Source organism: Neptunomonas phycophila (assembly GCF_001922575.1).
Taxonomy (GTDB): domain Bacteria; phylum Pseudomonadota; class Gammaproteobacteria; order Pseudomonadales; family Balneatricaceae; genus Neptunomonas; species Neptunomonas phycophila.
On sequence record NZ_MRCI01000001.1, the window covers coordinates 315,447 to 342,441 of the forward strand.

Annotated in this window: 25 protein-coding genes; 13 read left to right on the forward strand and 12 right to left on the reverse strand. The window is 45.2% G+C overall.

Translation table 11 applies throughout. The features are described 5' to 3' along the window. Positions 1-21: 21 nt before the first annotated feature. Positions 22-642 carry an urease accessory protein UreG gene (ureG, locus tag BS617_RS01435; RefSeq protein ID WP_075171147.1) on the forward strand — a complete coding sequence of 207 codons (621 nt, stop codon included), beginning with the start codon at positions 22-24 and terminating at the stop codon, positions 640-642. Here ureG and BS617_RS01440 read toward each other — a convergent pair. Beyond that, positions 639-1,220 (reverse strand): DUF1294 domain-containing protein, encoded by a 582-nt coding sequence (locus tag BS617_RS01440; RefSeq protein WP_075171148.1) that lies wholly within the window; start codon positions 1,218-1,220, stop codon positions 639-641. The two genes, ureG and BS617_RS01440, sit on opposite strands and share 4 nt — an antisense overlap. 253 nt (positions 1,221-1,473) lie before the next feature. Here BS617_RS01440 and BS617_RS01445 point away from each other — a divergent pair, with 253 nt between their 5' ends. Then, positions 1,474-2,961 (forward strand): helicase HerA-like domain-containing protein, encoded by a 1,488-nt coding sequence (locus BS617_RS01445; protein WP_075171149.1) that lies wholly within the window; start codon positions 1,474-1,476, stop codon positions 2,959-2,961. Positions 2,962-3,033: 72 nt separating this feature from the next. Here the strand turns inward: BS617_RS01445 and BS617_RS01450 are convergent, their stop codons facing one another. Continuing rightward, the gene (locus BS617_RS01450; RefSeq protein WP_075171150.1) at positions 3,034-4,152 is read right to left on the reverse strand and encodes a tRNA-queuosine alpha-mannosyltransferase domain-containing protein; all 1,119 of its coding nucleotides are present in this window, start codon (positions 4,150-4,152) and stop codon (positions 3,034-3,036) included. 242 nt (positions 4,153-4,394) lie between these two features. Between BS617_RS01450 and BS617_RS01455 the strand changes: the two genes are divergently transcribed. The 4 genes from BS617_RS01455 to BS617_RS01470 are packed head-to-tail and all read left to right on the forward strand — an operon-like array spanning position 4,395 to position 8,419. Next, positions 4,395-5,513, forward strand: a complete 1,119-nt coding sequence (locus BS617_RS01455) for a polyamine ABC transporter substrate-binding protein (protein WP_075171151.1) — start codon at positions 4,395-4,397, stop codon at positions 5,511-5,513. Positions 5,514-5,568: 55 nt separating this feature from the next. After that, positions 5,569-6,705 (forward strand): ABC transporter ATP-binding protein, encoded by a 1,137-nt coding sequence (locus tag BS617_RS01460; protein ID WP_075171152.1) that lies wholly within the window; start codon positions 5,569-5,571, stop codon positions 6,703-6,705. Next, positions 6,702-7,604, forward strand: coding sequence for an ABC transporter permease subunit (locus BS617_RS01465; RefSeq protein WP_075171153.1), 903 nt, complete (start codon positions 6,702-6,704; stop codon positions 7,602-7,604). The genes BS617_RS01460 and BS617_RS01465 overlap by 4 nt, the downstream gene beginning before the upstream one ends. Next, complete coding sequence (locus BS617_RS01470; RefSeq protein ID WP_075171154.1) at positions 7,604-8,419, forward strand: ABC transporter permease subunit; 816 nt, start codon at positions 7,604-7,606, stop codon at positions 8,417-8,419. Before BS617_RS01465 ends, BS617_RS01470 begins: the two co-directional genes overlap by 1 nt. 24 nt (positions 8,420-8,443) lie before the next feature. Here the strand turns inward: BS617_RS01470 and modC are convergent, their stop codons facing one another. From modC to modA, 3 genes are read right to left on the reverse strand one after another with little or no spacing between them, the layout of a single operon-like run. Beyond that, entirely contained in the window at positions 8,444-9,535 is a 1,092-nt protein-coding gene (gene modC / locus BS617_RS01475; protein WP_075171155.1) for a molybdenum ABC transporter ATP-binding protein, read from the reverse strand. After that, complete coding sequence (gene modB, locus BS617_RS01480) at positions 9,532-10,203, reverse strand: molybdate ABC transporter permease subunit (RefSeq protein ID WP_075171156.1); 672 nt, start codon at positions 10,201-10,203, stop codon at positions 9,532-9,534. Before modB ends, modC begins: the two co-directional genes overlap by 4 nt. Positions 10,204-10,212: 9 nt before the next feature. Then, positions 10,213-11,004 (reverse strand): molybdate ABC transporter substrate-binding protein, encoded by a 792-nt coding sequence (gene modA, locus BS617_RS01485; RefSeq protein ID WP_083609887.1) that lies wholly within the window; start codon positions 11,002-11,004, stop codon positions 10,213-10,215. A gap of 260 nt (positions 11,005-11,264) precedes the next feature. On the opposite strand from modA, the gene BS617_RS01490 reads away from it, so the two are divergent. Continuing rightward, on the forward strand, positions 11,265-11,567 hold the full coding sequence (locus tag BS617_RS01490; RefSeq protein ID WP_075171157.1) for a hypothetical protein: 303 nt from the start codon (positions 11,265-11,267) through the stop codon (positions 11,565-11,567). Between the two features lie 55 nt (positions 11,568-11,622). Here the strand turns inward: BS617_RS01490 and BS617_RS01495 are convergent, their stop codons facing one another. After that, complete coding sequence (locus BS617_RS01495; protein ID WP_075171158.1) at positions 11,623-12,195, reverse strand: glutathione S-transferase family protein; 573 nt, start codon at positions 12,193-12,195, stop codon at positions 11,623-11,625. A gap of 315 nt (positions 12,196-12,510) precedes the next feature. Between BS617_RS01495 and BS617_RS01500 the strand changes: the two genes are divergently transcribed. Both BS617_RS01500 and BS617_RS01505 read left to right on the forward strand, forming a co-directional pair. Further along, the gene (locus BS617_RS01500; RefSeq protein WP_075171159.1) at positions 12,511-13,644 is read left to right on the forward strand and encodes a peptidase M42; all 1,134 of its coding nucleotides are present in this window, start codon (positions 12,511-12,513) and stop codon (positions 13,642-13,644) included. Continuing rightward, on the forward strand, positions 13,637-15,103 hold the full coding sequence (locus tag BS617_RS01505; protein ID WP_075171160.1) for a RimK family ATP-grasp domain-containing protein: 1,467 nt from the start codon (positions 13,637-13,639) through the stop codon (positions 15,101-15,103). The genes BS617_RS01500 and BS617_RS01505 overlap by 8 nt, the downstream gene beginning before the upstream one ends. Positions 15,104-15,193: 90 nt before the next feature. Here the strand turns inward: BS617_RS01505 and BS617_RS01510 are convergent, their stop codons facing one another. From BS617_RS01510 to BS617_RS01520, 3 genes are all read right to left on the reverse strand, one after another. Continuing rightward, entirely contained in the window at positions 15,194-16,354 is a 1,161-nt protein-coding gene (locus BS617_RS01510; RefSeq protein ID WP_075171161.1) for a GNAT family N-acetyltransferase/peptidase C39 family protein, read from the reverse strand. Positions 16,355-16,536: 182 nt separating this feature from the next. Continuing rightward, positions 16,537-17,064, reverse strand: coding sequence for a hypothetical protein (locus BS617_RS01515; RefSeq protein WP_075171162.1), 528 nt, complete (start codon positions 17,062-17,064; stop codon positions 16,537-16,539). Between the two features lie 349 nt (positions 17,065-17,413). After that, positions 17,414-17,833: a Rap1a/Tai family immunity protein gene (locus BS617_RS01520; RefSeq protein WP_075171163.1), complete on the reverse strand. Its 420-nt coding sequence runs from the start codon at positions 17,831-17,833 to the stop codon at positions 17,414-17,416. A 256-nt stretch (positions 17,834-18,089) separates the two neighbouring features. Between BS617_RS01520 and BS617_RS01525 the strand changes: the two genes are divergently transcribed. The 4 genes from BS617_RS01525 to BS617_RS01540 all read left to right on the forward strand — a co-directional run bounded on the left by BS617_RS01525 (position 18,090) and on the right by BS617_RS01540 (position 24,528). After that, positions 18,090-20,261 carry a bifunctional diguanylate cyclase/phosphodiesterase gene (locus tag BS617_RS01525; protein WP_083609888.1) on the forward strand — a complete coding sequence of 724 codons (2,172 nt, stop codon included), beginning with the start codon at positions 18,090-18,092 and terminating at the stop codon, positions 20,259-20,261. Positions 20,262-20,359: 98 nt separating this feature from the next. Next, the gene (locus BS617_RS01530) at positions 20,360-21,589 is read left to right on the forward strand and encodes a PQQ-dependent sugar dehydrogenase (protein WP_139303125.1); all 1,230 of its coding nucleotides are present in this window, start codon (positions 20,360-20,362) and stop codon (positions 21,587-21,589) included. A 227-nt stretch (positions 21,590-21,816) separates the two neighbouring features. Next, on the forward strand, positions 21,817-23,259 hold the full coding sequence (locus BS617_RS01535) for a diguanylate cyclase domain-containing protein (RefSeq protein WP_075171164.1): 1,443 nt from the start codon (positions 21,817-21,819) through the stop codon (positions 23,257-23,259). 48 nt (positions 23,260-23,307) lie between these two features. Beyond that, a complete protein-coding gene (locus BS617_RS01540; protein WP_075171165.1) occupies positions 23,308-24,528 on the forward strand; it encodes an EAL domain-containing protein in 1,221 nt (406 codons plus the stop codon). A gap of 76 nt (positions 24,529-24,604) precedes the next feature. Here the strand turns inward: BS617_RS01540 and BS617_RS01545 are convergent, their stop codons facing one another. From BS617_RS01545 to BS617_RS01555, 3 genes are all read right to left on the reverse strand, one after another. After that, entirely contained in the window at positions 24,605-25,909 is a 1,305-nt protein-coding gene (locus BS617_RS01545; RefSeq protein ID WP_075171166.1) for a glycerophosphodiester phosphodiesterase family protein, read from the reverse strand. 104 nt (positions 25,910-26,013) lie between these two features. Further along, complete coding sequence (locus BS617_RS01550; protein WP_075171167.1) at positions 26,014-26,292, reverse strand: hypothetical protein; 279 nt, start codon at positions 26,290-26,292, stop codon at positions 26,014-26,016. Next, complete coding sequence (locus BS617_RS01555) at positions 26,285-26,995, reverse strand: Fic family protein (protein ID WP_075171168.1); 711 nt, start codon at positions 26,993-26,995, stop codon at positions 26,285-26,287. Before BS617_RS01555 ends, BS617_RS01550 begins: the two co-directional genes overlap by 8 nt.

Genomic DNA, 26,995 nt, shown 5'->3' on the forward strand with positions numbered 1-26,995 from the left:
TTAGATGAAAAGGATATAAAAATGAGCGAGTACAAATCCCCGTTGCGTATTGGTGTGGGTGGTCCCGTAGGCTCAGGTAAAACGGCTTTATTAGAGGCATTGTGTAAGTCGATTCGTGATGATTACAACATTGCCGTTGTAACGAATGATATTTATACCCAAGAAGATGCCAAAATTTTAACCCGTGCTGAAGCGTTAGATGCTGATCGAATTATCGGCGTAGAAACAGGTGGATGCCCGCATACCGCAATACGTGAAGATGCGTCAATGAACTTAGCGGCAGTAGATGAGTTAGCACGTCGACATAAAACGCTCGATCTCGTTTTTGTTGAAAGTGGCGGTGATAATCTAAGCGCTACGTTTAGTCCTGAGCTAGCGGATCTTACCATTTACGTGATTGATGTTGCCGAAGGGGAAAAAATCCCGCGTAAAGGCGGTCCGGGTATTACGCGTTCGGATTTATTAGTCATTAACAAAATTGATTTAGCACCTTACGTAGGCGCAGACTTGAATGTGATGGATCAAGACACTAAGCGCATGCGTCCTAATTCGCCTTATGTGTTCACCAACTTAAAAACAGGCGAAGGCTTGCAAGTGATTATCGATTTTATTATCAAACAAGGGATGCTAGATGCTGCCTAATTAGGCAGCATCACGTACAAGGCAAGAATGCTTAAAGCGGCTATGTGTAAGCTAACTACCCAGCCGCTACAGCGAACATAGACTTCATCCTGACTAGGGTGGTTGAGGGCGGTTTGAATGATCCGGCTTCCTGGCCAGCCACCTAAAAGCTCAGCAATCAGCAGCTCTATACCACTGACTCGGTTTTTATAGCGGTGGCGTAGCTTGTCGCGGTGCAATGTCACTACGCATGCAATTGACATCCCAATGTATAACAACAAGGGGAGCATGGTAGCGGGCGTTACTAGTACACACAGCAAAAGTGAAATGAAACAAGCAAACCAGGTTGCTCCAGTGACTCGCGAGTAGCGGAAACTGCCCACATTTACCCCGCTAGCATGGATGCCATAGGCTTGTAAGCGCCCACCAGCAACAGCTTTTAAGTCGAATGTGACTTTTTCACCCGTAAATGGCTTAAATGTGCTGTCCTGTATGCCATTAATAGTAAAGGGAATTTCGGAGCTTTCATGGGACGTCTGGATTACTCCACAGCCGTCCTCTTCATTCCATTGAATGATACGACCTGTGAACGTTGGCATTTTTTACTCGATTTCGATTTCCGTTAATACATTGCAAATGAAGAGCGTTTAAAACACGCCACATCATTTGCGCTCACGCTCGTAATGTAGCGCTAATTACGCGGGCTTGCTAGTGTCGCATTTTGTAGACTTTTTTTGTGTAGGTCTTGGTGGTGGCCGTGTGCTCGGCAGACAAAGACGAATTAAGCTGTTATAAACGGGTTATGCGCTTTACTAGTCAACGTCTTTTTCTTTACGTAGAGGTTTTTTAACAATGGATTCAGGAATTCTGATTGGTGGTTGTGACGCGGGTAAAATTTATCTGGATCCACGTTATGCCAATCGACACGGATTAATAGCGGGGGCTACAGGTACCGGTAAAACGGTTACTTTGCAGTGCCTAGCCGAGGGTTTTTCGGATATTGGTGTTCCTGTTTTTATGTCTGATGTAAAAGGCGATCTAACGGGGTTGAGCCAAGCAGGTAGCCCTCATCCTAAGGTTGATGAACGCGTTGAAAAAATAGGTATCGATGGTTACTCACAGCGCGGCTATCCTATTTCGCTATGGGATGTGTTTGGTGAAAAAGGTACCCCGGTTCGCTCTACTATTTCAGAAATGGGGCCGCAGTTGTTGGCTCGCCTTTTAGACCTCAATGATACCCAAGAAGGTGTGTTAACCCTCGTTTTCGAATATGCAGATGATGAAGGTCTATTGTTGGTTGATCTCAATGACTTGCGCACCTCCCTAAACTTTATTGCAGAACACGGTAAGGAAATAGATGCTCAGTTGGCGGTTTCAAAAGCGTCGGTTAACGCCATTCTGCGCCGCTTATTAATGCTAGAGCGCGAGGGTGGCGAGGCTTTTTTTGGAGAGCCTGCTCTGCAACTGCAAGATTTTATGCAAGTAGACCGAGATGGCCGCGGGATTATCAATGTTCTAGAGTCGGAAAAGTTAATTCGAAGCCCACGAGTTTATTCAACCTTCTTACTATGGCTCTTGTCTGAACTGTTTGAAAACTTGCCTGAAGTGGGTGATGCGGATAAACCCAAAATGGTCTTTTTCTTTGACGAAGCGCACTTGTTGTTTAGCAATGCTTCTCGCGTATTGGTAGAGAAAATAGAACAGGTTGTGCGCTTAATTCGCTCTAAAGGTGTTGGCGTTTACTTTATTACTCAAAGCCCAGCTGATTTACCGGATAATGTGCTAGGTCAGCTCGGTAATCGTGTGCAGCATGCGCTGCGAGCCTTTACGCCTAAAGATCAAAAAGCCGTGCGGGTTGCTGCGCAAACTTTCCGTGCTAATCCCAAGGTAGATACGGAAGAAGCCATTACACAAATGGGTGTGGGGGAAGCGCTGGTATCTGTCTTACAAAAAGGTGGTGTCCCTTCGGTTGTTGAACGAACCTTGATTCGCCCTCCATCGTCTCGTATGGGGCCAGCGAGCGAGCAAGAGTGTGCATTGCTTATCAAAAACGACCCTATGAATCGCCGTTATGCTGAGGCATACGATCCTCGTTCGGCGCATGAGATTTTATTAGAACGAACGGCTAAACGTATTCAAGATGAAGAAGCCGCAGAAGCACAAGCCGCCAAGGAAAAAGAAGAAGCCAAAGCCGCTAAGCGTAGTTCAGGACGTAGTAGTAATCGCCAATCAGTAACCGAAGCCTTAATGAAGTCAGTAGTGCGTAGTATCGGTAGTAGCCTGGGGCGCAGTGTGGGAAAAAGCCTGCTGCGGGGGATTTTGGGATCGTTAATTAAGTAAGTAAGCACTGCGCACTGACAATAAAGCACCTATGCCAATTAAAACACCCATGCCAAAAAATCACCTATGTCTTCATTGATATAGGTGCTTTTTTATGGTCGTTAAATCCGCGATTAATGAGCAATACTGGTGCTGTATCTGATCCCAGCTTAAGTGGCTTATGTCGGGGGCTGTTGGTAGTTGTTTGCTTTGTTTTAATTGAGCTAGCTCAGCTATTCGGATAGCTGCTGCTTTTGCTTCCTCTTTTTGAGTCGTTCCCGTATAGCAATAAGTAGTGTCTAATAGTTCCGGATAGGCTAAACGGTTTGGAACGACCGGAATAGCTCCTGCGGCGACGCCTTCTAGTACCGCTATGCCTTGGAAATCGTGATCAGCGGTTGATAAAACAACGTCAGCTTGGTTGAGGCATTGTCGATACGCATCCGCGTGAGTGAGATAACCATACCGGTCGATCCGGTGCGCAAACTTATCTTTAATCACTTTAAATGCGCTGGGTTGCTGCCTGAACTGTTGGCCAACAATATCAATGATGTAATCAACACGCATCGACTCTAGTGTGTTTAGTATGGCGAGTAATAGGTCGGGCCCTTTATCGTATTCCCAACGATGGTTCCATACCATACGCAGAGCACCTTGGTTGTTATGCTCACGATGGGATGTAAAGCAGTGTGCAGGCAGCGGCACAGGTATGACGGATGACTTTTGGCGTAACTGCTCTACTAAGTTGACGGGAACATGGTCTGGCAATTTATGCAGTAAGCGATCAACGCCTGTTAAAAATGTGTGGCGGTTGTAATCGGTATTAAAGGCGAGATGCTCGGCAGCTAATGCGGCATAAAGCGTTACCATCATAGGTTCAACGCTTGCATGCACATTGTTCGTCTCTGGGTAGGCGAACTGATTCTCATGAAAATACAGCAGTGTTGGGGTAGAGGCTAGCTCGGGTAAGAAGCCCCTTAGGCTTGCTAAATCAGTCATCGAAGTAGCAATCACGAGATCGTATGGCTGCGTGAGTAGAGCACGATCTTTGCCAAATGCCCAGCTCATACTGTTACCTCTGATGCGCCAAGAGAAATAGCGAGGGGGCAGTGTCATCAGCGTAAAGTCATGGTCATCACAATGCTTTATAAGGCCTTGATGCCAGTAACGATGGCTATGAGCATCGTAAGCTGATAGCAGTAAAATGCGCATCAATGAATTCCTTTTTTCAGGGCGTGTGGAACAATTCTTTAAGCTGATAGCAGAGTCTATGTGAGATTAGGAAATGAGAGAAGAGAGTGGATTGTTCTAATCGCGCCAAAGGCTTAAAAAAATATGGATTTTTCTGTTTATCCTGTCATATTCAGCGTTTTTGAATGATGGCCACTAACCATCTAAGATAAATGATCTCTCCGTTGTGGAGTCACTTGTATATCTCTGAGGGGATGTTACCTATGAAGCGTTTTGCTACAGGCTTAAAAGCGACTGGCATTAAAACAGCAATACTCGCCACTTTGGCGGCAAGCTCTTTAGTTGCCAATGCTCAGGATGAGCTACATGTGTACAACTGGTCGGACTACATTGCTGAAGATACCATTCAGCGTTTTGAAGATGAAACGGGCATTAATGTTGTATACGACGTGTATGACTCTAATGAGGTGCTAGAAGCAAAATTACTAGCGGGTAATAGTGGCTATGATTTAGCCTTCCCAACGGCACGCCCTTTTGTTGATCGCCATATTAAAGCGAAGTTATACGCTCCATTGGATAAGGCTCAACTATCACGCTTGGGGAATATCGATACCGATATTTTACACTCGCTTTCGGATATTGATCCGGGCAATCAGTATGCGGTTCCTTATATGTGGGGAACAACGGGAATTGGCATTAACCTCACTAAAGTGAAAGCAATTCTGGGTGACGACTTTCCACTGGATACATGGTCGCTAATTTTTGATCCGGCCATAGCTGAAAAGCTGAGTGAGTGCGGTATTTCGTTAATGGACGACCCTAACGAAGTTTTTAAAGCGGCACAGGCTTACAGTCATTCGGATACTAATGATTACAGCACGCAAGGCTTAAATAAAGCCGCTGAAACGGTGAACGCAGCAAGGCCATTCATTCGTTACTTTCATAGCTCGCAATACATTAATGACCTAGCTAATGGAGACATTTGTGTTGCACATGGTTACAGCGGTGATGTGTTACAGGCGCGTGACCGTGCGGCGGAAGCGAATAACGGCGTTGAGATTGCTTACCTAGTCCCTAAAGAAGGAGCTGTGGTGTGGACTGATGTCATGGTTGTACCGGCTGATGCCCCTAACCCAAACGCGGCCCATCAGTTTATTAACTTCCTGTTGCGCCCTGATGTTATAGCGCCAATTACTAATTTTGTTGCCTATGCCAATGCTAATAAGGCAGCCACTGAGTTAGTAGACGAAGCGATTCGTAATGACCCGGGTATCTATCCTTCAGGCGAAAAATTGAAGTCATTGATAGCCATTAAAACTCCGAGTGACCGTGAAGCGCGGACGATGACACGTTTGTGGACACGTGTAAAAACGGGCCAGTAATGAGGTAACCCTCAGTGAACCTCGCTGAGGGTTTTTAATTGGAGTACGAGTTTAGATGGCGACTATTCGCTCATTTACCCCCCAAGAGCCATGGCAAGCCCCTGAAGGCGAGCCGCTGGTACGTATCGAGAAGGTCACCAAGAAGTTTGGTGATGTGTATGCCGTTGATGAAGTTAGCTTAGATATCCATAAAGGCGAGTTTTTTTCATTACTGGGATCGTCCGGCTGCGGTAAAACAACGTTGTTGCGTATGTTGGCGGGGTTTGAGACACCGTCCTCTGGACGTATTTTTATTGACGGTGTTGATATTACCGCGGTACCTCCGTACAAGCGGCCTATTAATATGATGTTTCAGTCGTATGCGCTTTTTCCGCATATGAGCGTGGAAGACAACATCGCCTTTGGTTTAAAGCAAGAAGGCATGGCAAAAGCTGAGCGCAAAGAGCGTGTAGCAGAAATGATGTCGCTGGTACAAATTAGCCCGTTTGCAAAACGTAAGCCTCACCAGCTATCGGGTGGTCAGCGCCAGCGTGTGGCGCTAGCGCGTGCGTTAGCAAAACAGCCTAAAATTTTATTGCTGGATGAGCCGTTAGGCGCATTGGATAAAAAACTGCGCGAAAAAACTCAGTTTGAGCTCGTTAATATCCAAGAGCGTCTGGGCATGACATTTATCATAGTGACGCATGACCAAGAAGAAGCGATGACCATGTCATCGCGCATAGCATTGATGCGTGATGGCCGCATTGAACAGATTGATCCGCCTCGCCGTTTGTATGAGTTTCCATCGACACAATTTGCCGCGTCATTTATTGGCAGTATCAATTTATTGTCTGGTTATGTGGTTGAGCAAACTAGCCATTACGTCACTATTCAGAGTGAGGAAGCTGGCGGTTTGTTACGTGTTCATCATAGCCAACCTTTAGTGGCAGGTATGCCTGTTACGGTCGCGATTCGTCCTGAAAAATGCCGTTTGATCCCAGAGTTAACAGGTGAGCCAAACGAAGTCAGTGGTGTGATCAAAGAAATCGCTTATTTAGGTGATGTGTCTATTTATCATGTTGATTTACCTTCGGGTAAGCGGGTTCAGTTTACACAATCTAATGTGCAAGCATTAGCCGAACAGCCACTGACATGGGAACAAACGGTGCATCTTAGTTGGAAAGAAGACAGTTGCGGGGTGCTCACCGAATGATTAACGCGGTTAGTCGTTTCTGGACGGGGCGCACGTTAATCATCGGTGTACCCTGGCTGTGGCTGGGTTTGTTCTTTTTGCTGCCTTTTCTGTTTATATTGAAAATCAGCCTATCCCAAGCCGTGTTAGCTCAGCCTCCTTACACAGATTTGCTCGGTGAGATTCAAGATGGTTTGGTGACTATCCAACTGAATTTTGGCAACTATCTCTTCTTGCTGGAAGATCCTCTCTACCTACAAGCCTTATGGGGATCAGTAAAAGTCGCTGGTATTTCTACGCTACTCTGTCTGGTGCTGGGTTACCCTATGGCCTATGCGATTGCCAAGGCGCCGTCACATTGGCGCTTGCCTTTGCTAATGCTCATTATTTTGCCTTTTTGGACCTCGTTTCTTATTCGTGTCTATGCATGGATTGGTATTTTAAAAAATAATGGGCTGCTCAATCAGGTCTTAATGGGAATGGGAGTTATTGATTCGCCGCTGGAAATTATGCACACACCTATCGCAGTGTATATTGGCGTCGTTTATAGCTATTTACCGTTTATGGTGCTGCCTTTGTACGCCACTTTAATTCGGTTGGATGAGTCTTTAAACGAGGCAGCTGCCGATTTAGGCTGCCCACCATGGAAACAGTTTATCAAAGTCACTTGGCCACTCTCGTTGCCGGGGGTGTTAGCCGGTTCTATGTTGGTTTTTATCCCTGTTATGGGTGAATTTGTCATTCCCGATTTGTTAGGTGGTCCCAACACCTTGATGATCGGTAAACTGCTGTGGATAGAGTTTTTTAGTAATAAAGACTGGCCCTTAGCATCGGCTTTAGCGGCTGTATTACTGTGTGCTTTGATTATCCCGTTTGTAGCATTGCGACATTTTGAGCGCCGCGCCGAGGAGGTGAGCTGATGTGGCGTAGAATGCCTGTGTTGATGACAGTGCTTGTATTTGGTTATGCGTTTTTATATGGCCCTATTCTTAGCTTGATGGTGTATTCATTTAATGAAAACCGCCTGGTCACGGTGTGGTCTGGATTTAGCACCAAATGGTACGGTGAGTTATTACAAAACGAACAAATATTAGACGCGGCGTGGCTCAGTGTAAAAATAGCGTCGGTTAACGCATCATTAGCGGTTATTTTAGGGACGTTAGCTGCGCTGGCATTGGTGCGTTTTAAGCGCTTTCGTGGGCGCAGCGTTATGCAAACCATGGTGACAGCTCCCTTGGTTATGCCCGAGGTCATTATTGGCTTGTCCTTATTGTTGCTTTTTGTGGCGATGCAAAAAACCTTGGGGTGGCCCGAAGGTCGGGGCCAGTTAACCATTACGATTGCGCATGTCACTTTTTCATTGGCTTATGTCACCGTTGTTGTGCAAAGCCGTTTATCTCATATGGATCAGTCGCTAGAAGAAGCGGCTTTGGATCTGGGGGCTAAGCCGCTTAAGGTTTTCTTCGCTATTACGTTACCCTTAATAGCACCGGCATTATTAGCTGGCTGGTTATTGGCCTTCACTTTATCAATGGACGATTTGGTTGTTGCTAGCTTTGTATCGGGCCCAGGAGCAACGACCCTGCCTATGGTGGTGTATTCGAGTGTACGTTTGGGGGTTAGCCCTCAAATTAACGCACTAGCCACAATTATTGTACTGGTTGTCAGTATGGCCGTACTGATTGCGGGTATCGTGATGTATCGTAAAGAAAAGCGTGCTAGCCGCTTATCGTAATAACCGGTTACCTATGCGCAGCCTTTACAGCTTAACAAGCGAGGCCCCTTTTATTTGAGCGTACACCGGAGTGCCTTCTTCGAGAGCAAGGTGGTCTTTTGACCGCCTTGTAATTCGCGCTAATATTTCGCTTTTATGCCCAAGACGTAGGCGCACATTGCACATGGCTTCGCCTTCAGGTTTTATTCCAATCACGGTAGCGCTTAAGCAATTCACAATGGAGCTATCCGTGGGTGGCGCTAGCGATAAACTGACGTGGCTGGCACCAATGCGAATACGGCGCTGTGAGCCGACAGTAGCGATATAGCCAGGCATGTATAACATACCGCCATCGATTGTTAATTGAGTCAGAGCGTACTGCTTGTCGTAGTGGTTTACTGTGGCGTCGACTAGCGCTCCGGCACGGTTAAAGTGGCTAAGTGGACCTTCGAGGTCGAGCATTAACGTGTGTACATCCCCTTCGGCAATGACAGTGCCTTTCTCCATAATAATCAAATGATCAGCTAAGCGTTCAACCTCTGTTAGTGCATGGGTTACATACACAATCGGAATTGATAGCTCGTGGGGCAGGCGCTCTAAATAGGGCAGTATTTCGTTCTTGGTTTTAAAGTCGAGAGCGGATAACGGCTCGTCCATTAACAGTAGCTTTGGTTGTGAAAGTAGTGCCCGACCAATGGCAACCCGTTGTTTTTCACCGCCGGATAAATGAGTTGGTTTGCGTGCTAACAGGTGTTCAATACCTAATAAGTTGGTTACCTGATCCAGCGTAATGTTATTAGTGCCTCGGCTTCGTTTCGCTCCAAATAGTAAGTTGTCTTTCACGCTGAGGTGATCAAATAAACTGGCTTCTTGGAAAACATAACCTAGCTCACGCTGGTAGGTGGGTAATGCCTTGTCATCACGTTGCCAGTGAATATTATTCACTGTGACTTGGCCATCAACCGCATGATGTAAGCCTGCAATACAACGTAAGAGCGTGGTTTTACCGCAACCTGAAGGCCCAAAAAGTACCGTAAAGCCGGATGAAGGCAATGTAAGGTCGACCTGTAGGGTAAAGTCCTCTAATTGAGTCTTTTGTTTGATGACTAGGTTGCTAGGTGGGGTAGTGGTCATCATCGTATTGTCCCACCGTGACTTGGCTGCTTATTAAGCTTAGACAGCAGGAGCATGACGACTAATGCAAACACCACCATCCCCGCTGCAATTTGATGCGCCTTGTGCCACTCGAGTGTTTCTACATAGTTGTAAATAGCAATCGATAGCACTTGTGTCTCGCCAGGGATGTTGCCACCGATCATTAATACGACACCAAATTCTCCCAACGTGTGGACAAAAGTCATTGTGGCACCAATGACAAGGCCTGAGCGTGCCATGGGAAGCACGACACTAAAAAAAGTATCCAGTGGGCTAGCGCGCAATGTTGCGGCTACTTCAAGAGGCCTTGGGCCGATCGCCTCAAACGCGGCTCTTACGGGTAGCACCATAAAGGGTAAAGAGAAAATGACTGAGCCAATGACTAAGCCACTAAAGGTAAAGGTTAATGGCCCACCAAACCACTCGGCAAGTGTCTGGCCTAGTGTATTTGTAGGGCTTAATAATAGGAGCAAATAAAAGCCTAAAACCGTCGGCGGCAGTACTAACGGGAGTGTGACTAAAGCGGCGACGACTTCTCTTCCCCATGATCGCTTTCGTGACAGCCACCACGCTATCGGCACGCCTAGTGCTAATAAAATAGCCGTTGTCGTAAAGGCCAGTTGTAGTGAGAGCAGAATAGCGTTGGTCATGATGGTGCTTTACTCAGTTAAATAGCCATGATCAGTTATAATTTTTTTGGCCACAGGGGAGTGTAAAAACGTTAAAAACTCCAGCGCCGCTGCGTTTTTTTGAGCACGCTTTAACAGTACTGCCTGCTGCTTAATGGGGGTGATTTTGTCTGAATTTATCACGGTGTAATAACCTTGCGTTGCTTTGGCTTGCCCTAATGAAACAAAAGCCGCATCAACATTACCGGTGTCGGCAAACTGTAATGCTTGGCTTACATTATCACCAGTGACTCTTATTATCTTGTTATCTAATTGAAGGCTGTTTAAAAACTGCTGAGCGGCAAGTCCGTAAGGGGCGGATTCTGGATTGGCTAACGCAATCCGATGAATACTGCCATCTAAAAGCGCAGAGCTGCCTAGTTGATCTAGACGAATGGCCTTACTAAAGAGGGCTAATTGCCCAATAGCGTAGGTAGAGGCAGGTGCAACAGCAAAGCCTTGTTTGATGAGGCGTTGCGGGCGGCGAGTGTCTGCGGCTAAAAAAACATCAAAGGGTGCGCCATGCATAATCTGAATAGCAAGCTTTCCTGTAGAGGCAGTACTCAGTTTTAGAGTGTGGGAGGAGTGCTGTTCAAAGGCTTGGGCCAATGCGCTTGCCGATGAGTAAAAGTTTGCGGCTACAGCGATACGGGTTTCCCCTGCGGTAGCTGCATTAGTGTGAAGGCAAGCGATGCAACAACATATTCCTACTAACCACCTACGTAAGCCTGCGAAGCTGAATTGGCGAAAAAAAATGTGTAAATGCGAAACACAAGATATCAAGTATGCTCTCCTTTAGGTGTGATGCTGTTGCTTGTGAACGTTTCTTGTTTTCTTTTAGTCTATGATTTTAATAAGTTTTTTTAGAAATTATTGATGGCGGATATCGATCAAATTTATCTCATATTTCAGAAGAAAGAATGTTTTGTTGCACTGCACAAAAATGTTTGACAAAGCGACAAAAAAGACTATCATGATAATCATTGTGCAGTGCAGCAAAAACAACGTATAGAAACAATATACACATTCTTGGAGTTACAAACATGACTAACTTAGACTTACAAAAGCCGCTTGAAACTATGAAAACCCTAATGGCTCTTCAAGCGTCTACTATGAACAAATCAGTTGAGCTACAAAAAGCATCTGGTGAGCAACTTGCTAGCTTTTTCAAAACTGAAATGGAAAAAGCAAAAGACCTTAAAACACCTGAAGATATGGTTAAGTTTAATGTCGCTGCAAACCAAGGCTTATTCGATTTAATGAAAGCTCAAGGTGAAGCGTTTACGGCATTGGCTACAAGTGCTAGCCAAACTGCTATGGATGAGATGCAGAAGTTGGCTAAGTAAGCAGCCTGCGTTTCGTTAAAAGCCCCGGTTATCCGGGGCTTTTTTTGTTGTAAGGTTAAAGGCGCGGATCAGTATTTTTGATGAGCGTTTCATGCTTATGCGATTGCAAAAAGGCCGCTAATGCAGGAGTTTCTTCAAGCGATAGTAATTCGCGGAAACTCACCCAGTCGAGTAAACAATACAAACAAATAGACGGGTAGTGCCACTCATCAAAGCTGCCATTAGCTGCGGCTGCTTCTAACAGATTAATCGTATTTGCAATCCGCTCTTTCTGTAAGTCTGCAATTAACAGCTCTCCCTCTGTGCTAATGCTGGAACGCGTCAACATGAACAGTGTGATGCATGAGTCATTTACAGCGTCGATCATGGTCAACAGGTTTTCTTGATCCCAGCTCATCTGCGCGTGGTTTAACTTGTTCGCTAAATACTTATGAATTACACGTGAGTCGAGTAGGGTTTTATCGTCATCAGTCAAAACTGGAACTTTCATGACCGGAGTATATTTTCGCAATGCGTCGCGGCCTTCAGGCGAGTAGATATTGAGTGCGATAAACTCATGTGGATAGTTATCCATGAACAAGCGTATGCGACGTACATAAGGTGAGGTAGTCGATCCAATTAACTGCATGTTGTTCTCCAGTGGAATTCGGTAGCGGCTTTGTTAGCTAAGGCCAGTATAAAGAATAAATAGGCTGCGTAAGACTGTAATTTTGGAACAAAGAGTTAAAGGTTAAGCCTCATTAAATATACGGTAAGACGATAATAGTTATTGCCCATGAGTAATAGACATGATAAATAGCATTTTTAAAAAGTAGCTTAAAAATTGATTCGTACCGAGAGGTTATCAACCTAGTTACTTACCGACCTTTAACCCCAACCGTTGGGGTGCCCAGACCGTCAGATATGATGTGGCAAGCATCGGCCAGCGAGGATACTGACGCCTATGGAACACACATCTACACCGCCTTCAAACGATCGATCGGGACCCGTTTCTTCGGTCATTCCACGTCGTTTTTTAGACTTATTAGCTATTTTGCTGCGAAGCCCCAGTGTTGTGGGAGCCGAGCATTCTTTTTTCCGTGTTCTTAAGCGTGAACTAGAAGAGCGCGGTGCGCAGGTAAGCTGGTATGAGGGTGTGTTAGTGGCTCAAGGCGCTCGGCCTAAAAGCGTTATGTTCTCGGCACACATCGACCGTCACGGTTTGGTGTGCACTGGACCGAATGAGTTTCAGTATGCCGCGTTTGTGGCGAGTGCACGTTCTGATTTGCTGGGTAACTCGGTCAGCGAGCAGTTGATGAATAAGATCGTACATCGCTTTGAATCCGAATCAGTCTATGCATATGAGCCGTGGTCAGGGGCTTATCATGGAAGCGGGGTGATTGATCGAGCGTATATTTGTGAGCACCGTAACAACCTGATTTTTGAGTTGGCGGGCATGAACCACTTAGCTGCAGGTACACCAGTTGCTTTTCAAGACCGCTTAAAGCAAACCGATCAAGCATTAGTCGGCCAGTTAGATAACGTATTAACGGCTGCAGCTTTAGTGTATTTATTTGAGCTGGGTTTTGAAGGAACGGCCTTTTTTACCGCGCAGGAAGAAGCCGGAAAAAGTTGGCGGTATTTGCTGGAGTGGTTTAGGCGTTTTGGCGAAACAACCAACCAATTGATAGTGGTGGACACTAGCCCGTATCCAGATTTAGAAGCAGCAGGCCAACAGCATGTTGTATTACGAAACAAAGACGCGAACGCCACATTCAATGAGCCATTAACCCAGCGTCTATCTCATTTATGTGATGAGTTAGGGTTACGTTATCAATTTAAAGACCGTTATGTTGAAGCAATGAATGCGATACAAAAAGCAAAAGGCGAGGAGCCTTCATCATTAGGCTCGACTGAGATGGGGCGTATTATTGCCGCATCGAATGGCTTGGTAGATGGTACCACCTTGCAAATACCCACGTCTGGTTATCATACCTTGTCAGAGTCGGCGCCATTGGCATCGGTTTCTGGATTTTTAAATATCTTGTCTGGCCTATGTGGCTTGGCTCAACCCGCAGAGGGGCGTTTGGATGTATAAAACATTAGTCGTTGTTGATAACGAAACCCAACTGGCTGATATGTCAGCGTTTGATGCGGTGACGTTTGAGCGTTATTTAGCGGACTATCCTAAACGTAATGAGCGTAAAACTCGGCTTATTAATCTATGTGATACGCGTCAGTATTTAAGCCGCGGGTACTATTGTTCTTTGTTGGCTGAAGCACGCCAACACAAAGTGCTCCCAAGTGTGAGTGCGATTAATGATCTGCGTGACAGTGATGAGAAAACCCTCAGCTTACAGTTAAGTGCGGCCCTCGCTGGTGTCCCTAGCGACAAAACGATCACCTTGATGATTTTCTTTGGACAGCTGGCTGATAGCCAGGCAATACCGGATGAGCGTTTAGCAAAGTTTGCGCGCCAAGTGTTTGATCAATATCCAGCGCCTATTTTGAAAGTGTCGTTAACGCCCGCTCACAAGCAATCGCCTTGTATTGTTGAGCGTTATGCTTATGCGCAGTTAGAAGGCGATCTTAAATCGGCTTTTTTAGAGCAGTTGTCTTCTTTTGTTGAAAATGTATGGCGAACACCCACTAGCCGCAAGCGTGCACGTTGGGAGATGGCTATTTTGGTGAATCCTAACGAAAAGCAGCCGCCGAGTGACAAAGTGGCGATCAGTCGTTTTATTAAAGCGGCGAGCAAAGTTGGCATTCATGCAGAAGCCTTATCCGCAGAAGAGTTAGGACCATTAAGCCAGTATGATGCGCTGTTTATTCGTGAGACTACGGCGATTGATCATCACACATATCGCTTAGCGCGCAAGGCAGAGAAGGAAGGTTTGGTTGTTATTGATGACGCGACTTCTATTTTGCGATGCTGCAATAAAGTCTTTTTGCACGACGCATTTAGTTACAACGGAGTCCCATCACCTAAAACAGAAGTGGTGATTGCTGCCAGCGAAGCGGATTTAGATGCTGTTGAGCAATCATTTGGTTATCCCCTTGTATTGAAAATGCCAGAAGGGTCATTTTCTAAAGGTGTTTATAAGGTAAAGGACCGCACGGAGTTAAAAGAGCGTTTAGAAGAACTGTTTGTTGATACGGCTTTGGTGTTAGCGCAAGAATACCTTTATACGGATTACGATTGGCGTATTGGGGTGCTCAATGGTCGCGCGATTTATGCATGCAAATACATGATGGCACGCAACCATTGGCAAATTTATAACCACGAATCTAAGCGTTTTAACTCGGGTGGTTTTGAAACCCTACCCACATTTGAAGTTCCAAGAGCGGTATTGCAGGCAGCGCTTAAAGCCTGCGATATGATTGGTAATGGCCTGTACGGTGTGGATATAAAACAAAAAGATAACCAAGTGTATGTTATTGAAGTAAATGACAACCCAAGTATCGATCACAAGGTAGAAGACGTGTACTTAGGGAATGAGCTATACATGGTCATTATGACTGAATTTGCCAATCGTTTAGAAAAGCGCGGACGATAGACCAGCAGGCAAGGCCGCTTAGCTCATCTATCATTAAGCGCCGACAAGGAGTTCTCCTGTCGGCGTTTTTTATGAGTCCGTATTGTGTTTTTAAGAGAGGTTATTACTGTGGGCTGCGTTTTCTATGATGATGGCGGTGCGTAAACGCTCACGTCCAAAGCAGGCCATGTGGTTAAAGTTTTCTCGGGCAATAGGAATATGCTGGCAGTCGAGAGGGTCTTGCGACAAGTCGTCTGGGTCGGGATCGTGTACATATAAACAATCATCATCCATGGCTGTGACAACAACCCAATGAGGTGCTTTGCGGCCATCCATACGGTAGGTGCTAATTAGAAGAATAATGGTGGCATGGCGCACTAACGCTTGTTGTATTTGTTCTTGGGTGATGTCCTCATAATTCACCTGTAAGCCCGCATTATGCGCTTGATCCTTAAAGTGCTGATCAACAACACCCATGATGTGCTTTTTGTGATCGGAGCGTACGCCCTCTATAAATAATGGCGTGCGCGTATTGATATAAACCGCTGAAACAAATCCTCGATAGTGCGCCGCTAACGCTAAACCGACCGGGTGGCACCCCCCGTGACCAGAGGTCATAAAAATAGTTGTGGCTTCTCGCCAGATATCAAGTTCTTCTAGCTGTGTTAATGCCCGCTCAGGCTGCAGTGTTGCCATCGCCATGAGCAAAGATGCAGGCCCGCATGTAAACTCGGTGGTTTGCTGGTACCAAGGCGTATTCCGCACATTGGGCGCACAAGCTCCTCTGAGTATACGTTTTTGCATACGAAGGGCGTCGCTATGGTCTTCGTAGTAGTCTCTGTATTCATCGAAACACCAGTAACCTAAACGGCGATATAAAGTGATAGCGGGCGTATTATTTTTTGAGACTTCCAGACGCATAAAAAAACGTCCTTTCTCAGCCGCGTTGTTTTCTAAAGCCGTTAACAGGGCTTGCCCTGCACCGGTTTTGCGGCCTGTTGGCATGATCGCTAATGAATAGAGCCGAGCTAAGCGGGTGCCTTTATGCAAAAGAACCAGTCCATAGCCGAAAATAGTGGCGTTATTTTCTACCACTAAAAAAATACGATTGTTAGCTTGCAGCCAATGCTTTAATCGTCGGCGAGACAATTTATCGCCAAGAAAGCACGTATTTTCGACTTGCTCAAGCACATCTAAATCAGAGATAGCGGCTTGGCGTATCGTTAGCGTAGGTGGTACAGAAGTGGATGTGTCTAAATTGGCATTGGGCATGGTTGGCAAGCACTCATTGCGTTGTGCAACGTAAAAATATCAAACAATAATTGCTGATAATGAGGCTTTTGGTGGGTGAATAAAAGTAGATGAGTACCGAATGAGTGAAATAAACGTTACTGCGAAGAGGGGCGTTAAGAGCGGGAGTCGTAGAAATATTTCCCGGCCTTAACGCTTGAGTATTAGGCTGTTTTAGTGCGGTAAGAAGCTCCAGAAACTAACAGCAAGCCTGCTGCTAGCAAAGCTAGTGTACCGGGGGCAGGCACATCATAGGCATCACTATATACTGGGCTCATGGTGTAGCTGTTATTGGTGTCATCACCAATGGTGTAAGTAAAGTCGACATCAAAAGAGCTAAGGTCCGTATCATCTACTCCGGTAGAGTCTTCTAAACCAAGCACGCGAAAGGTAGTAACGCCGGGATCCTCAAATGTGTAAGGTGTTCCTGCATAATGTTCGGTTTTAAAGACAAACTCTGAACCATTCCACATAAAAAGCCCGAATAACCCACCGCTCACAATATCGGGGAGTGTGACGCTCTCGAAAATACCAGCAGATCCCGGCTCAATAGAAAAGTCGATACCCATAAAAGTGGTTGTGGTGATAGGGGCCGCATTAACAGGCGCGGTCAGTGCGAAAGTTGTTAGTAATGGCAGAATACAGATTTTACAACGTCGATAAATCTCTGCCTTTCGTAACGGATAAAACATGCTGAAAATCTCCAAATCAAAAGGCCTTTCTTAAGGTAAAGCAACAAATATGCCTGATAAGCTAATAGGCCTGTAAAGCATATACTTAACACAAGATTAATAAAACAAGCGTTTGAAAATCAGTGTGTAATTGCTCTTAATCGTAAAGAAAGCTGACAATTTGTCAGCGCATAGAGTGCACATAAACCCCGAAAGTTCCTTGGTATAAAAGTTTCTTGGGTATAGCAGAAAGCAGGATTAGCTTAGTACTTAGCGTGGATGCCTAAGATAAGAGGGGAGCATACAGATAACAAGAGCCGTCAATAAGAGGCTCTTGTTAAGAAGATCATGTCAGGAAAGTGATGACGTATTAGGGTTGAGTTGCGGGTTTATTAGCAAACTCTTCGCAAGGGTAGCCCAACACAAACGTGTTATATACGCTAATCTGAACCGGCTCAGAGGCTTTCTCTGGGTTCTCTTTTATGTAAGCAATAACTTCATCAAGTAGCTCTTGAGACTGTTTACCGGCAGGTAGGCAGACAAAGTTACGTTTTACCGCCCCTTTTTGTCCCAACATGTTACCCACTAAATTAAAGCCGTTGATCATACCGCCTACAAATCCAGAACAAGATCCTGCGTTTAGCGCACGGTTAACTGCATCTTGTGGTGTTTCTTTGCCGGGAGATTGATAGAGGTTATTACACTTGTCATAAAACTCTTGGCTGGTAAGTGCGTAAGACTGGCTGCTGAAAAGGGAAAGTAGTAAGGCAGCAGAAAGAAGTCCTTTCATGAGATTATCCTTAATTTTTTGAAAAGCTGTTTGAACTTTACCATAAAGAATGAAAGATCGTTATCTTCATTAGATGGGGTCGATGAAATTTTCGTATGAGTTAGCAGGGATAATTGGGTAGCCTGTGAATTAAGGTCTTGGCTAAGTACTCTTTTCCTCTGGATACGTCCAAAGTAGTAAGGTTTGTACTATGCTGATGATAACTAATGAGGAGACTATTAATTTTGATAAAACTGTATAAAAACGAGAGTGCTTAATGGCGTTGCAGCGTATTTATAGCCAGCGTAAATTAATAACGGCATTTGTTTTCCTGTTAACGCTAGCGATCGGCTTGTATGGGGTCACATTAGGTCATTCGTTAGCCGATGCGCATCTTCGTGCGCAAATGAGTGCTTTGGGTAATGCTAAGGCTCGATTTTTAGAAAGTCGATTAGGTCATATTCTGACTTCCACGCGCATCATGGCGCTTGAAATTAATCGCAACAACGGCACCATCAACAATTTTGATGAATTTGCATCAGAGATCATCAGCTCCTTGGGCGGTATCTCTAATTTGCAGTTAGCCCCTGACGGTATTGTGACTGAAATATACCCTCTAACGGGTAATGAGAAAGCGTTGGGTCATAACATACTCCGGGATGATAAGCGTCGGGATGAGGCGCTACTCGCGATTAAAGAACGTCACTTAACGTTAGCCGGCCCTTTTGAGTTAGTTCAGGGCGGCATCGCCGTTATCGGACGTTATCCTGTTTTTTTGGATGCCGAGGTTGGGAGCCGGTTTTGGGGGTTTTGTTCCGTCGTTATCTATTTGGAAGAACTCCTCAAACAGGCTTACCTTGAAGACCTATTGGAACAGGGCTATGGGTATCAGTTGTCACGTACCGATCCTGTGTCTAAAGCGCCTTATATTTTTTTGAAATCCGGTTTTGAGCTAGAAGGTATTAGTGAAACTGTCAGTATTAATGTGCCAAATTCTAGCTGGCTTTTGACGGTGTATGAGCCTCATCATGGGGTTGAGTTAATTGATGTGTTGGGGGGAGTGCTTAGCGTATTTTTTGCGGGATTGTTGGCTTTTCTGGCAAATTACTATATGCGTAAACCGGAGGTGCTCAAACTCATCGTTGATGAGAAGACTGCCGAGTTAGAGCAGCTTGCTTTCTATGACCCACTGACGGGTTTGGCAAACCGGCGATTGCTCATTGAACATTTAAAATATGCTGTGAATAAGTCCATCAGGAATAATATTCAGTCAGCTTTGTTGTATCTGGACTTAGACGACTTTAAGCGTATTAACGATTCCCTAGGGCATGAAATAGGGGATGGTTTATTAGAAGAAGTGTCGACACGCATCGTCAATAATATTCGTAAAGGTGATATTGCCGCACGCTTAGGGGGAGATGAGTTTGCGGTGTTATTTGTTAACTTTTCAAGTACCCATAACATTAGTCAATTGGTGAGCAAGCTGATCCAAGTTATTGAGGCGCCAATGCTATTACAAAAAAAATCATTGTCTATCTCTACTTCCATCGGGATTACCTTGATACCTGCTGATAGTGATGATGTGCCCACGTTGCTTAAAAATGCAGATATTGCTATGTACGCGGCTAAGCGTAAAGGAAAAGGCGGCTTTAAGTTTTTCGATAGTGCCTTGCAGCAAGCGGCGTTAGATCGTTTACGAATAGAGGAAGGGCTAATCCAAGCACTAGAACGGGATGAGTTCCGTTTGTACTACCAGCCGATTGTAAATTTAAATACTGAAAAAGTAGTTAGCTATGAGGCATTAATACGCTGGGAGCATCCTGAAAGCGGGCTGTTAAGCCCGGATAAGTTTATTGCTATTGCTGAAGAAAGCGGCATTTTGCTGCAGATGGGTTATTGGGCTATTAATCAAGCCTGTTTATTGATTAAGAATACGGCCTACTTAGGGGACGAGCGCTTTGGGGTGGCGGTTAATTTATCTCCGAGGCAGTTCACGGATGCGGAACTTGTTCCGACTATCGAGCGTTTTATTAAAAAATACGAGATAGATGCGAAATATTTGGAAGTTGAAGTGACTGAGACTGCTTTAATGGACTGCTTAGACGAGGCTTGTGCAACATTGGATAAGCTCCGTGCTATGGGTATTAATGTTGCTATTGATGATTTTGGTACAGGCTACTCCTCCTTATCTTTATTGAAGCGTTTACCTGTGGATAAATTGAAAATAGACCGTAGTTTTATTATGGACTTGGAAACCGATGAGAGCGGCCGAAAAATTGTTGGTACACTTATTTCGATGGCTCACACGTTAGAGTTAACAGTTGTAGCAGAAGGGATAGAAACCCCTAGTCAGTGTGCTATTTTACAATCGTTAGGGTGTGAGCAAGGGCAGGGGTATTTCTTTAGTAAGCCAAAATCTATCGAACATTATTATGAAGGCTTACCTTAATATAATTACTCATGAGGCCGGCTCTGGATAGCGGCTAATTTTGTAAAGGGCATTTTTGTCGTGCGGGATGTTCACGTGCCCATTTAGCAGGAGGCATAATGACCAAAGACAGTTTAAGGTATTGGGTGAATACTTTCGCCATGCGTAAACCCCGAAGCACTCCTCGTTTTAGCGTGTGTTTGATCATGTTAGCCGCCAGTTTGGCTCAAACAGGGCAGGCCAGCACTTTTGCATTACAGCCGCAGTCCCTTACGGTAGAGGGAAAGCGTGTAAGCGTGAATGTCCCGCAGGGTTATCGGCTTGAGCTGGTAACCACTGATCTGTCGCAACCAAGATTTCTGACCTTTGCTGATAATGGCGACTTGTTTGCAGGATCTCAAAGCGGCTATGTGTATCGTTTAGTGCCGCCTTATACCCGCGTACAAAAACTAACCCCAAGCTTTCGTTACCCACACAGCTTGACGGTACGCGAGGGTAAGTTATTTATTGCATCTACCGAAGCCTTGTATCGAGCCGAAGGCATCAATGGTAAACAATTGGTGAATGTACAGCGGGTTCTTGACCTGCCTGCGGGTAACGGTCATAGCAGTCGTACCGTCAAACAAGGGCATGATGGTAAGTTGTATATCAGCCTGGGCATTAGCGGTAACTGCAGTGATCAGTTTATGGGAGCCGGTTACCCGTTTGAGCAGCGACGTGGAGGTCTTTTCGTTGTTGAAGAGAAAGGGAAATCAATGCAATTAAGACCCTATTCGACAGGGTTACGTAACCCCGTTGGATTCGCTTGGAACGACCAAGGCGAACTGTTTGCTACTAATAACGGGCCAGACCATTGGGGATATGATCAACCTGAAGAACAATTAGCGGCGTTGAGTGAAGGGTCTTTTCATGGCATGCCCTGGTATCAAGTAATCGATGGTAAGGTTGTTCGTGATTCATGCCGTACCAATAAGCCTCCTATGGATATGGATGCTGTTACGCTACCCGTTGCAACGTTTCCTTCACGTAACGCACCCATGGCCATTGAGTTTATCCCGTCTACACATGCGGATGCTCGATTAGCCGGAAATGCTGTTGTGGCATTACATGGTTCCTGGGCTGTTAAAGAAGGAGAAGGTCGGGCATCTAAACGTCCTCCGGGCTTGTCATTGGTAGTGTTTAGTGAAGAGCAACCACCAAAAGTTATCGACTGGGTAACCGGCTTTCAGTGGGCTGATGGGCGTCGATGGTCACGCCCTGTAGGTGTCGCGTTAAGCCCTGATGGTGTGATTTATTTCTCTAGCGATGGCCCTGTTTCTGCTATATACCGCTTGGTGCCTATTAGTTAAAGGCTGATTTTTATGGGTTTGGCGTGTTTTGGCCCCAAAATGTAAGCTTTTACGATTATTAATTGGGAATTTGAGCTAGCTGATCTAAAGTTAATATTGAATGGAAGCTTAACGAATAAAGCAGACCGATCATGTGAATCAAGATCGACAAATGGGGTGCTTTTTAGCTAAAGATTAACGGCCTGATCGTTATAGGGTTGTATAACAAGAAGTTAATAAGAATGACGATGGATCGGCAGCTGATAAAACGCAGCGCAGGAAAGCCTACAGCTTTAATGTTGGCAATAGCCTTATTTATCCTTTTGGACTGCTCTATTCTGGCAATCAATGTGTGGTTAACACAGCATGTTGAACAGAATGCATTGGCGATCAATGTGGCGGGTCGCCAGCGTATGCTATCCCAGCAAATGGCGAAAACACTATTAGAAATTAAAGCCAATCAGTACGAAACACCTTCAGGAGAAACTCGGCAAGAGCTTAATAACGCTAGGCATCTTTTTTCAACGACATTGGATGGCTTTTTAAATGGTGGTTATGTCATTGACGGCAGTGGAATATTAAAACCGTTTTCACGCACCCTTGATCCGGAGTCTTCTGAGGTCATTCATAAAGCGATGAGCTTTTTCCTTCCACTCTCTTCGTCGATTAATCAACTTCAGGCGGCTCCTTCTCCATCAACAATTGCTGAGGCAGCCCGAGTGGCTATTGAAGTAAACGGGCCTTTACTGGCCGCAATGAATCAATTAACAAGCCGTATGGAGATACTGTCTCAGCAAAAAACACAGCTGATTAGGCGAGTTCAAGGGGCTGCTTTTGCGCTAGCTCTGATTAATTTTTTTGTTATTGTGCGTATGTTCTTTCAGCGTGCTAAGCAGTCTAGCAGGCAGTTGAGTAGCTTTCTTGCGCTTCTAGATAATGCTTCTTCTGCCATGATTGTTATTGATAGCCGTAAAAGAGTGGTAATGGCTAATCGGATGAGCCAGGAGTTATTTGGGTATCCTGCTCATTTGTTCATGTCTATCGGCGTTGAAAACTTGATTCGTAAAACGAATGGCGAAACGATAGGGAGCCGCCGAAACGGCGATACTTTTCGTATCGACTTAACAACACGCCCATTTAAATTTGAAGATGAGTCACTAACAATTATTACGGTGACAGACATCAGTAAACATGCCGAAGAACAACAACGCTTAGCACATTTAGCTAACCATGATCCGCTGACCGGATTAGTTAATCGACGTGCTTTCTTTGATCGTTTAGAGTTAGAGGTATTACGTACGCGCCGAACGGGTCAGTTATTGGGTGTTTTTTTCTTAGATTTAAATAAGTTCAAGAGCGTGAATGACACTCTGGGCCACACGTCCGGGGATGAGCTATTAAAAACAGTAGCTGACCGGTTACTGCATGTTGTTAGAGAGGTCGACACGGTTGCCCGCTTTGCTGGAGACGAGTTTGTGGTGATGGTAACGGACGTTAATCATCAGCATGAATTATTGAAAATACGCGATAAGATACGCTCAATATTTAGCTATTCATTTAAAATCAAGGGGGTAGAAGAGCGCATTGGGTGCAGTTTAGGTATGGCCATTTATCCCGTCGAAGGTTTAAGCGCCACAGAGCTGATTGAGATCGCCGACCAGAAAATGTACCAGGATAAACAAGCGAGTTAATGAGGTATACTTGAGTTAATTGAGTCTATTACGTATTAGGAATTGACCATGGCATCGCAACGTTTCCCTTTTTATCAGCCAATTATTGAAACAGCTACCGGGCGTATTGCCGGTTACGAAGCATTGGCTCGGACAACAGAGCCAGGCGGCAAAATAGTGTCTGCTGGAGATAGTTTTACTGATCAGTTGGTGCCTATTCTTGAGCGTATTGAATGGGACCGGAGTATACGCCGACAAACAATGGAGCAGTTACATCTGCTACCGCCTAACACCTTCATTAGTATTAATATTTCTCCTGAATGGATACAGCATTTAGATACTCTGGATGCATTGCCGACTCTTGAAATGGTTGAAGAAGCAGGTGTTGATCCTGCACGGGTTATTATCGAAATAACCGAGTCTGAAGGGGACCTTCATTTGCTGGAACAATTGGTAAACCGCTACCGAGAGTTAGGTATGCAGGTTGCCTTAGATGATTTTGGAAATGGTTATTCTCAGCTAGATCGCATTGCCGTATTAAAGCCTGATTACGTTAAACTGAATATACAGCATTTGCGCGAAGGGGCCGATGCAGGGCGAGGAGTCTCGCTTGTCCAACAACTCAGTATGATTGCTTCGCGCTTGGGTTGTAAGGTTATGTGTAAAGGGGTTGAAACGGAGGATGACTTCTTTCTGGCGCTAAGCTGCCAAGCCGTGTGTACACAAGGTTTTTTGTTCTCGCCTGCCCAGCAAAACATGTTGGATCCAGAGTCCACCGTTGAGAAAGCTTCTGAACTGCTCAATTACTATCGGGATATGGCGACTGAGCTGGTGGCCAGAAATCATTGGCGGGCAGAAAAAGCCAAAGGTGAGTTGCTAGGCTTGCGTGAAGTGTTACGCACAACGCCCAGCGATGAAGAGTTGATTCAATTTGTACCTAGCGAACATTTTTTACGCTTTTATATCTGCGACTTGTCCGGTAATCAGGTGTCGCCTAACTTCGAAAATAGTGATCGGGGATGGATTATTAATGAGGCTCCTAAAGGTTCGAACTGGAGCTGGCGCCCTTATTTCTTTGAGCTGCTAGGGGCTAGTGATTTACACAGCCGAGTTGTTTTTTCGGCACCTTATCAAGACATCCACAGTGGCAAGCAAGCGCAAACAGCCGTTATGTTTATTGATGAACAGCGAATTCTGTTGGCGGATATGCTTGATACGCAAAAAGCGAACGAAACACTTTCTGGCTTCAGTGCTATGCCGGCCAGCTGGGTGCCAGGGTTAGAAACCTAACTGTATTTGAGAGTAAAAAAAGCCCAGATATGTTGCTACATGTCTGGGCTTTTTAGTGATGCTCTGGTGCGTGTACTTATTTGTTCATGCAGCTTGCATAATAGGTGACTGTTGCAGGCCAGTCGGAGAAAATTCCGATAACCCCAACGTCTTGTGCAAGCACATCGACTAATGTCATTACATCGCCTTCATTGTTAATGGCGATTGGATTGTTGACTTGAGTATTAGGGTTAATGGTATTAAGCGAGCTGTAGTACCAACCACCACCTTCGGTAAGTTGACCGGAGCGTTCAAGTGACCAGGCAATAATTTTTAAGCCTGTGTCTTTCGCCGCCTTGGCGTATGTTGACGGTACAATGACCGCTTTGCCGTCGCTGTCATTTTCGACATCAACTAGCATCCATAATGGGGGGGCAATGACGGCAACACCTGATTCTACCAACTCCTCCATGGACGGAGACCAGCTATCTGGGTTTCGAAAGTCAAAGCCTTCGATATCATAGCGATCATCTAGGTACACCCCTTGTTTAGCAAACTCAGGCTCATTTTTAATCCAGTACTTCACGTCATCTAGATTAAAAGATTGAGGCCAAACGTCAGATGGGTCGACACCTGCGGCTTTGTATTCATCGAGCATTTTTTGCGCGTATGCTTCTTGAGTAAAACCATTAAATGGCATGTCGACGCTGGCAGACTTCAGCTCGGGAGTCATCTTTACGCCTAATGATTTAAAGAGCTCTATACTCTGTGCATGCGTCATCAAGCTTCCTTGGCTACTGTAGCGGTCGGTACGCCAGTTTGGTGTAGCATCTAGATATTCTGCGATTGTTCGTGCATTAGGATTACCTGCGTCCATTTTCCCTTTGAGTGTTTTGAATTCAGCCAAAGTGATGTCACTCGTGCAGCATTGGACATTTGCCGCTTGAGTCATCTTACCGTCGCTACCAAATTGCGCGGGTTGAAACGGCACAGAGCACTTGCTTGCAAGAGGCGTTTCTAGAATGTTGGTGGTGGTGTGAAGGTCGCATTGTGAATGACGGCACACCAGTGCTTGGTCGCTGGTGAACGTGACATCACATTCTATAATTCCTGCTCCCATTCGAGCGGCCGCTTCGTAAGACTCTTTTGTGTGCTCGGGAAACTGCATTGGTGCACCGCGATGTCCAATGGAAAAATCACTCGATTGCATCGGACTATTAGCACAGGACGCCAGTTTATCCTTGAGAGGTCCTTCATCCATATCAGCAACTAAAAAATAAGGGCGTGGCCCTACCTGTACATTAGTTACTTTTTGAGCGGTTTCGTGGTGGGCAGCCAGAGTAGGAATACTCAACAAAGTCGCAATGACCGAGGCGCATAAGGGTAAAATAGTAGCTTTCATAATGATGTCCCTAGGGTTATTTTTAGCCGCAATCGTAATGCCTTTGGATGACGATTTAATGAGACTTGTATTACGTTATATCCTAGATTCACAGGCTTGTTTTGCTAATGCGTGCTACTTCGGTTTTGCTGCAAAATGAGCTCAAACTTTTCAGGCTCGTGGATGGCAATATTGATGTATTCATACATCAGTGCGTACCAAGCAGGCCCACCATGACACTGAAATTTTTCAAGTGCCACCAATAATAGTTTGGAGGCGGCTCTTAACTCTTTATCATCGCCATTCGCATAATGCGATAGCAAGTTTTGATAGAACTGTTCGGTTTTATCCAATGGCGTTAAGTGGTCATCTTCAAACGAAGTAGCATCGTGTCGCTTATCCATAAAAACGTCCCTTCTTATCCGTCATGTGCGTTGCTTTGGATTTATCCAAAAAATAATGGTGGGCTTTAGATGCTTCTTTTTTCAATAATGAGGCAATAAAACGGTTAAGTTGTGAGCGCTTGATCAGCATAGTGAGGCTGTGCCGTTTTATCTTACTGATAGGCGGCGCTTCGAAGTAGTGCTTTGCATTGTCTGCAGATAAGACAAAGGGAGGGAATCCATTGCGTAGCAATATATAGCTCATCAGCAGTACCCCAGTCCTATGATTGCCTTCTACAAATAGCTGAGGCTGTGCAAGGGTTCGAATATACACGGCAGCGGCTTCCGTAAACGCATCACTAAAGTGGGTTTGCTGGTGATATTCGATAAGGTCTTGAATGCCACCGCTCGACTTTTCATAGAAATATTTTTCACTTGCTTTAAGTTGCTGGGTGTAATGTTGACGATCTTTGCCGTTTGCGGGACCAAATAGGACCGTATTATTGATCTCTAAAATATGTGTTGAATAACCCAATGAAAATAGGTCGATACCTTCGTTAACAAACTGGTCAATTAGTTCATATCCGGCTAATAAGTTGTCTATAACTAGGTCATCCATGGGCGCTATTCGAGCGTCCAGCATGGTAATGATCGAGTAGTATTGTTGCTGGACATTCTCCAGCGTATGTTGAATCTCTACCATGTCTAGTGAAAGGGAGGCCAT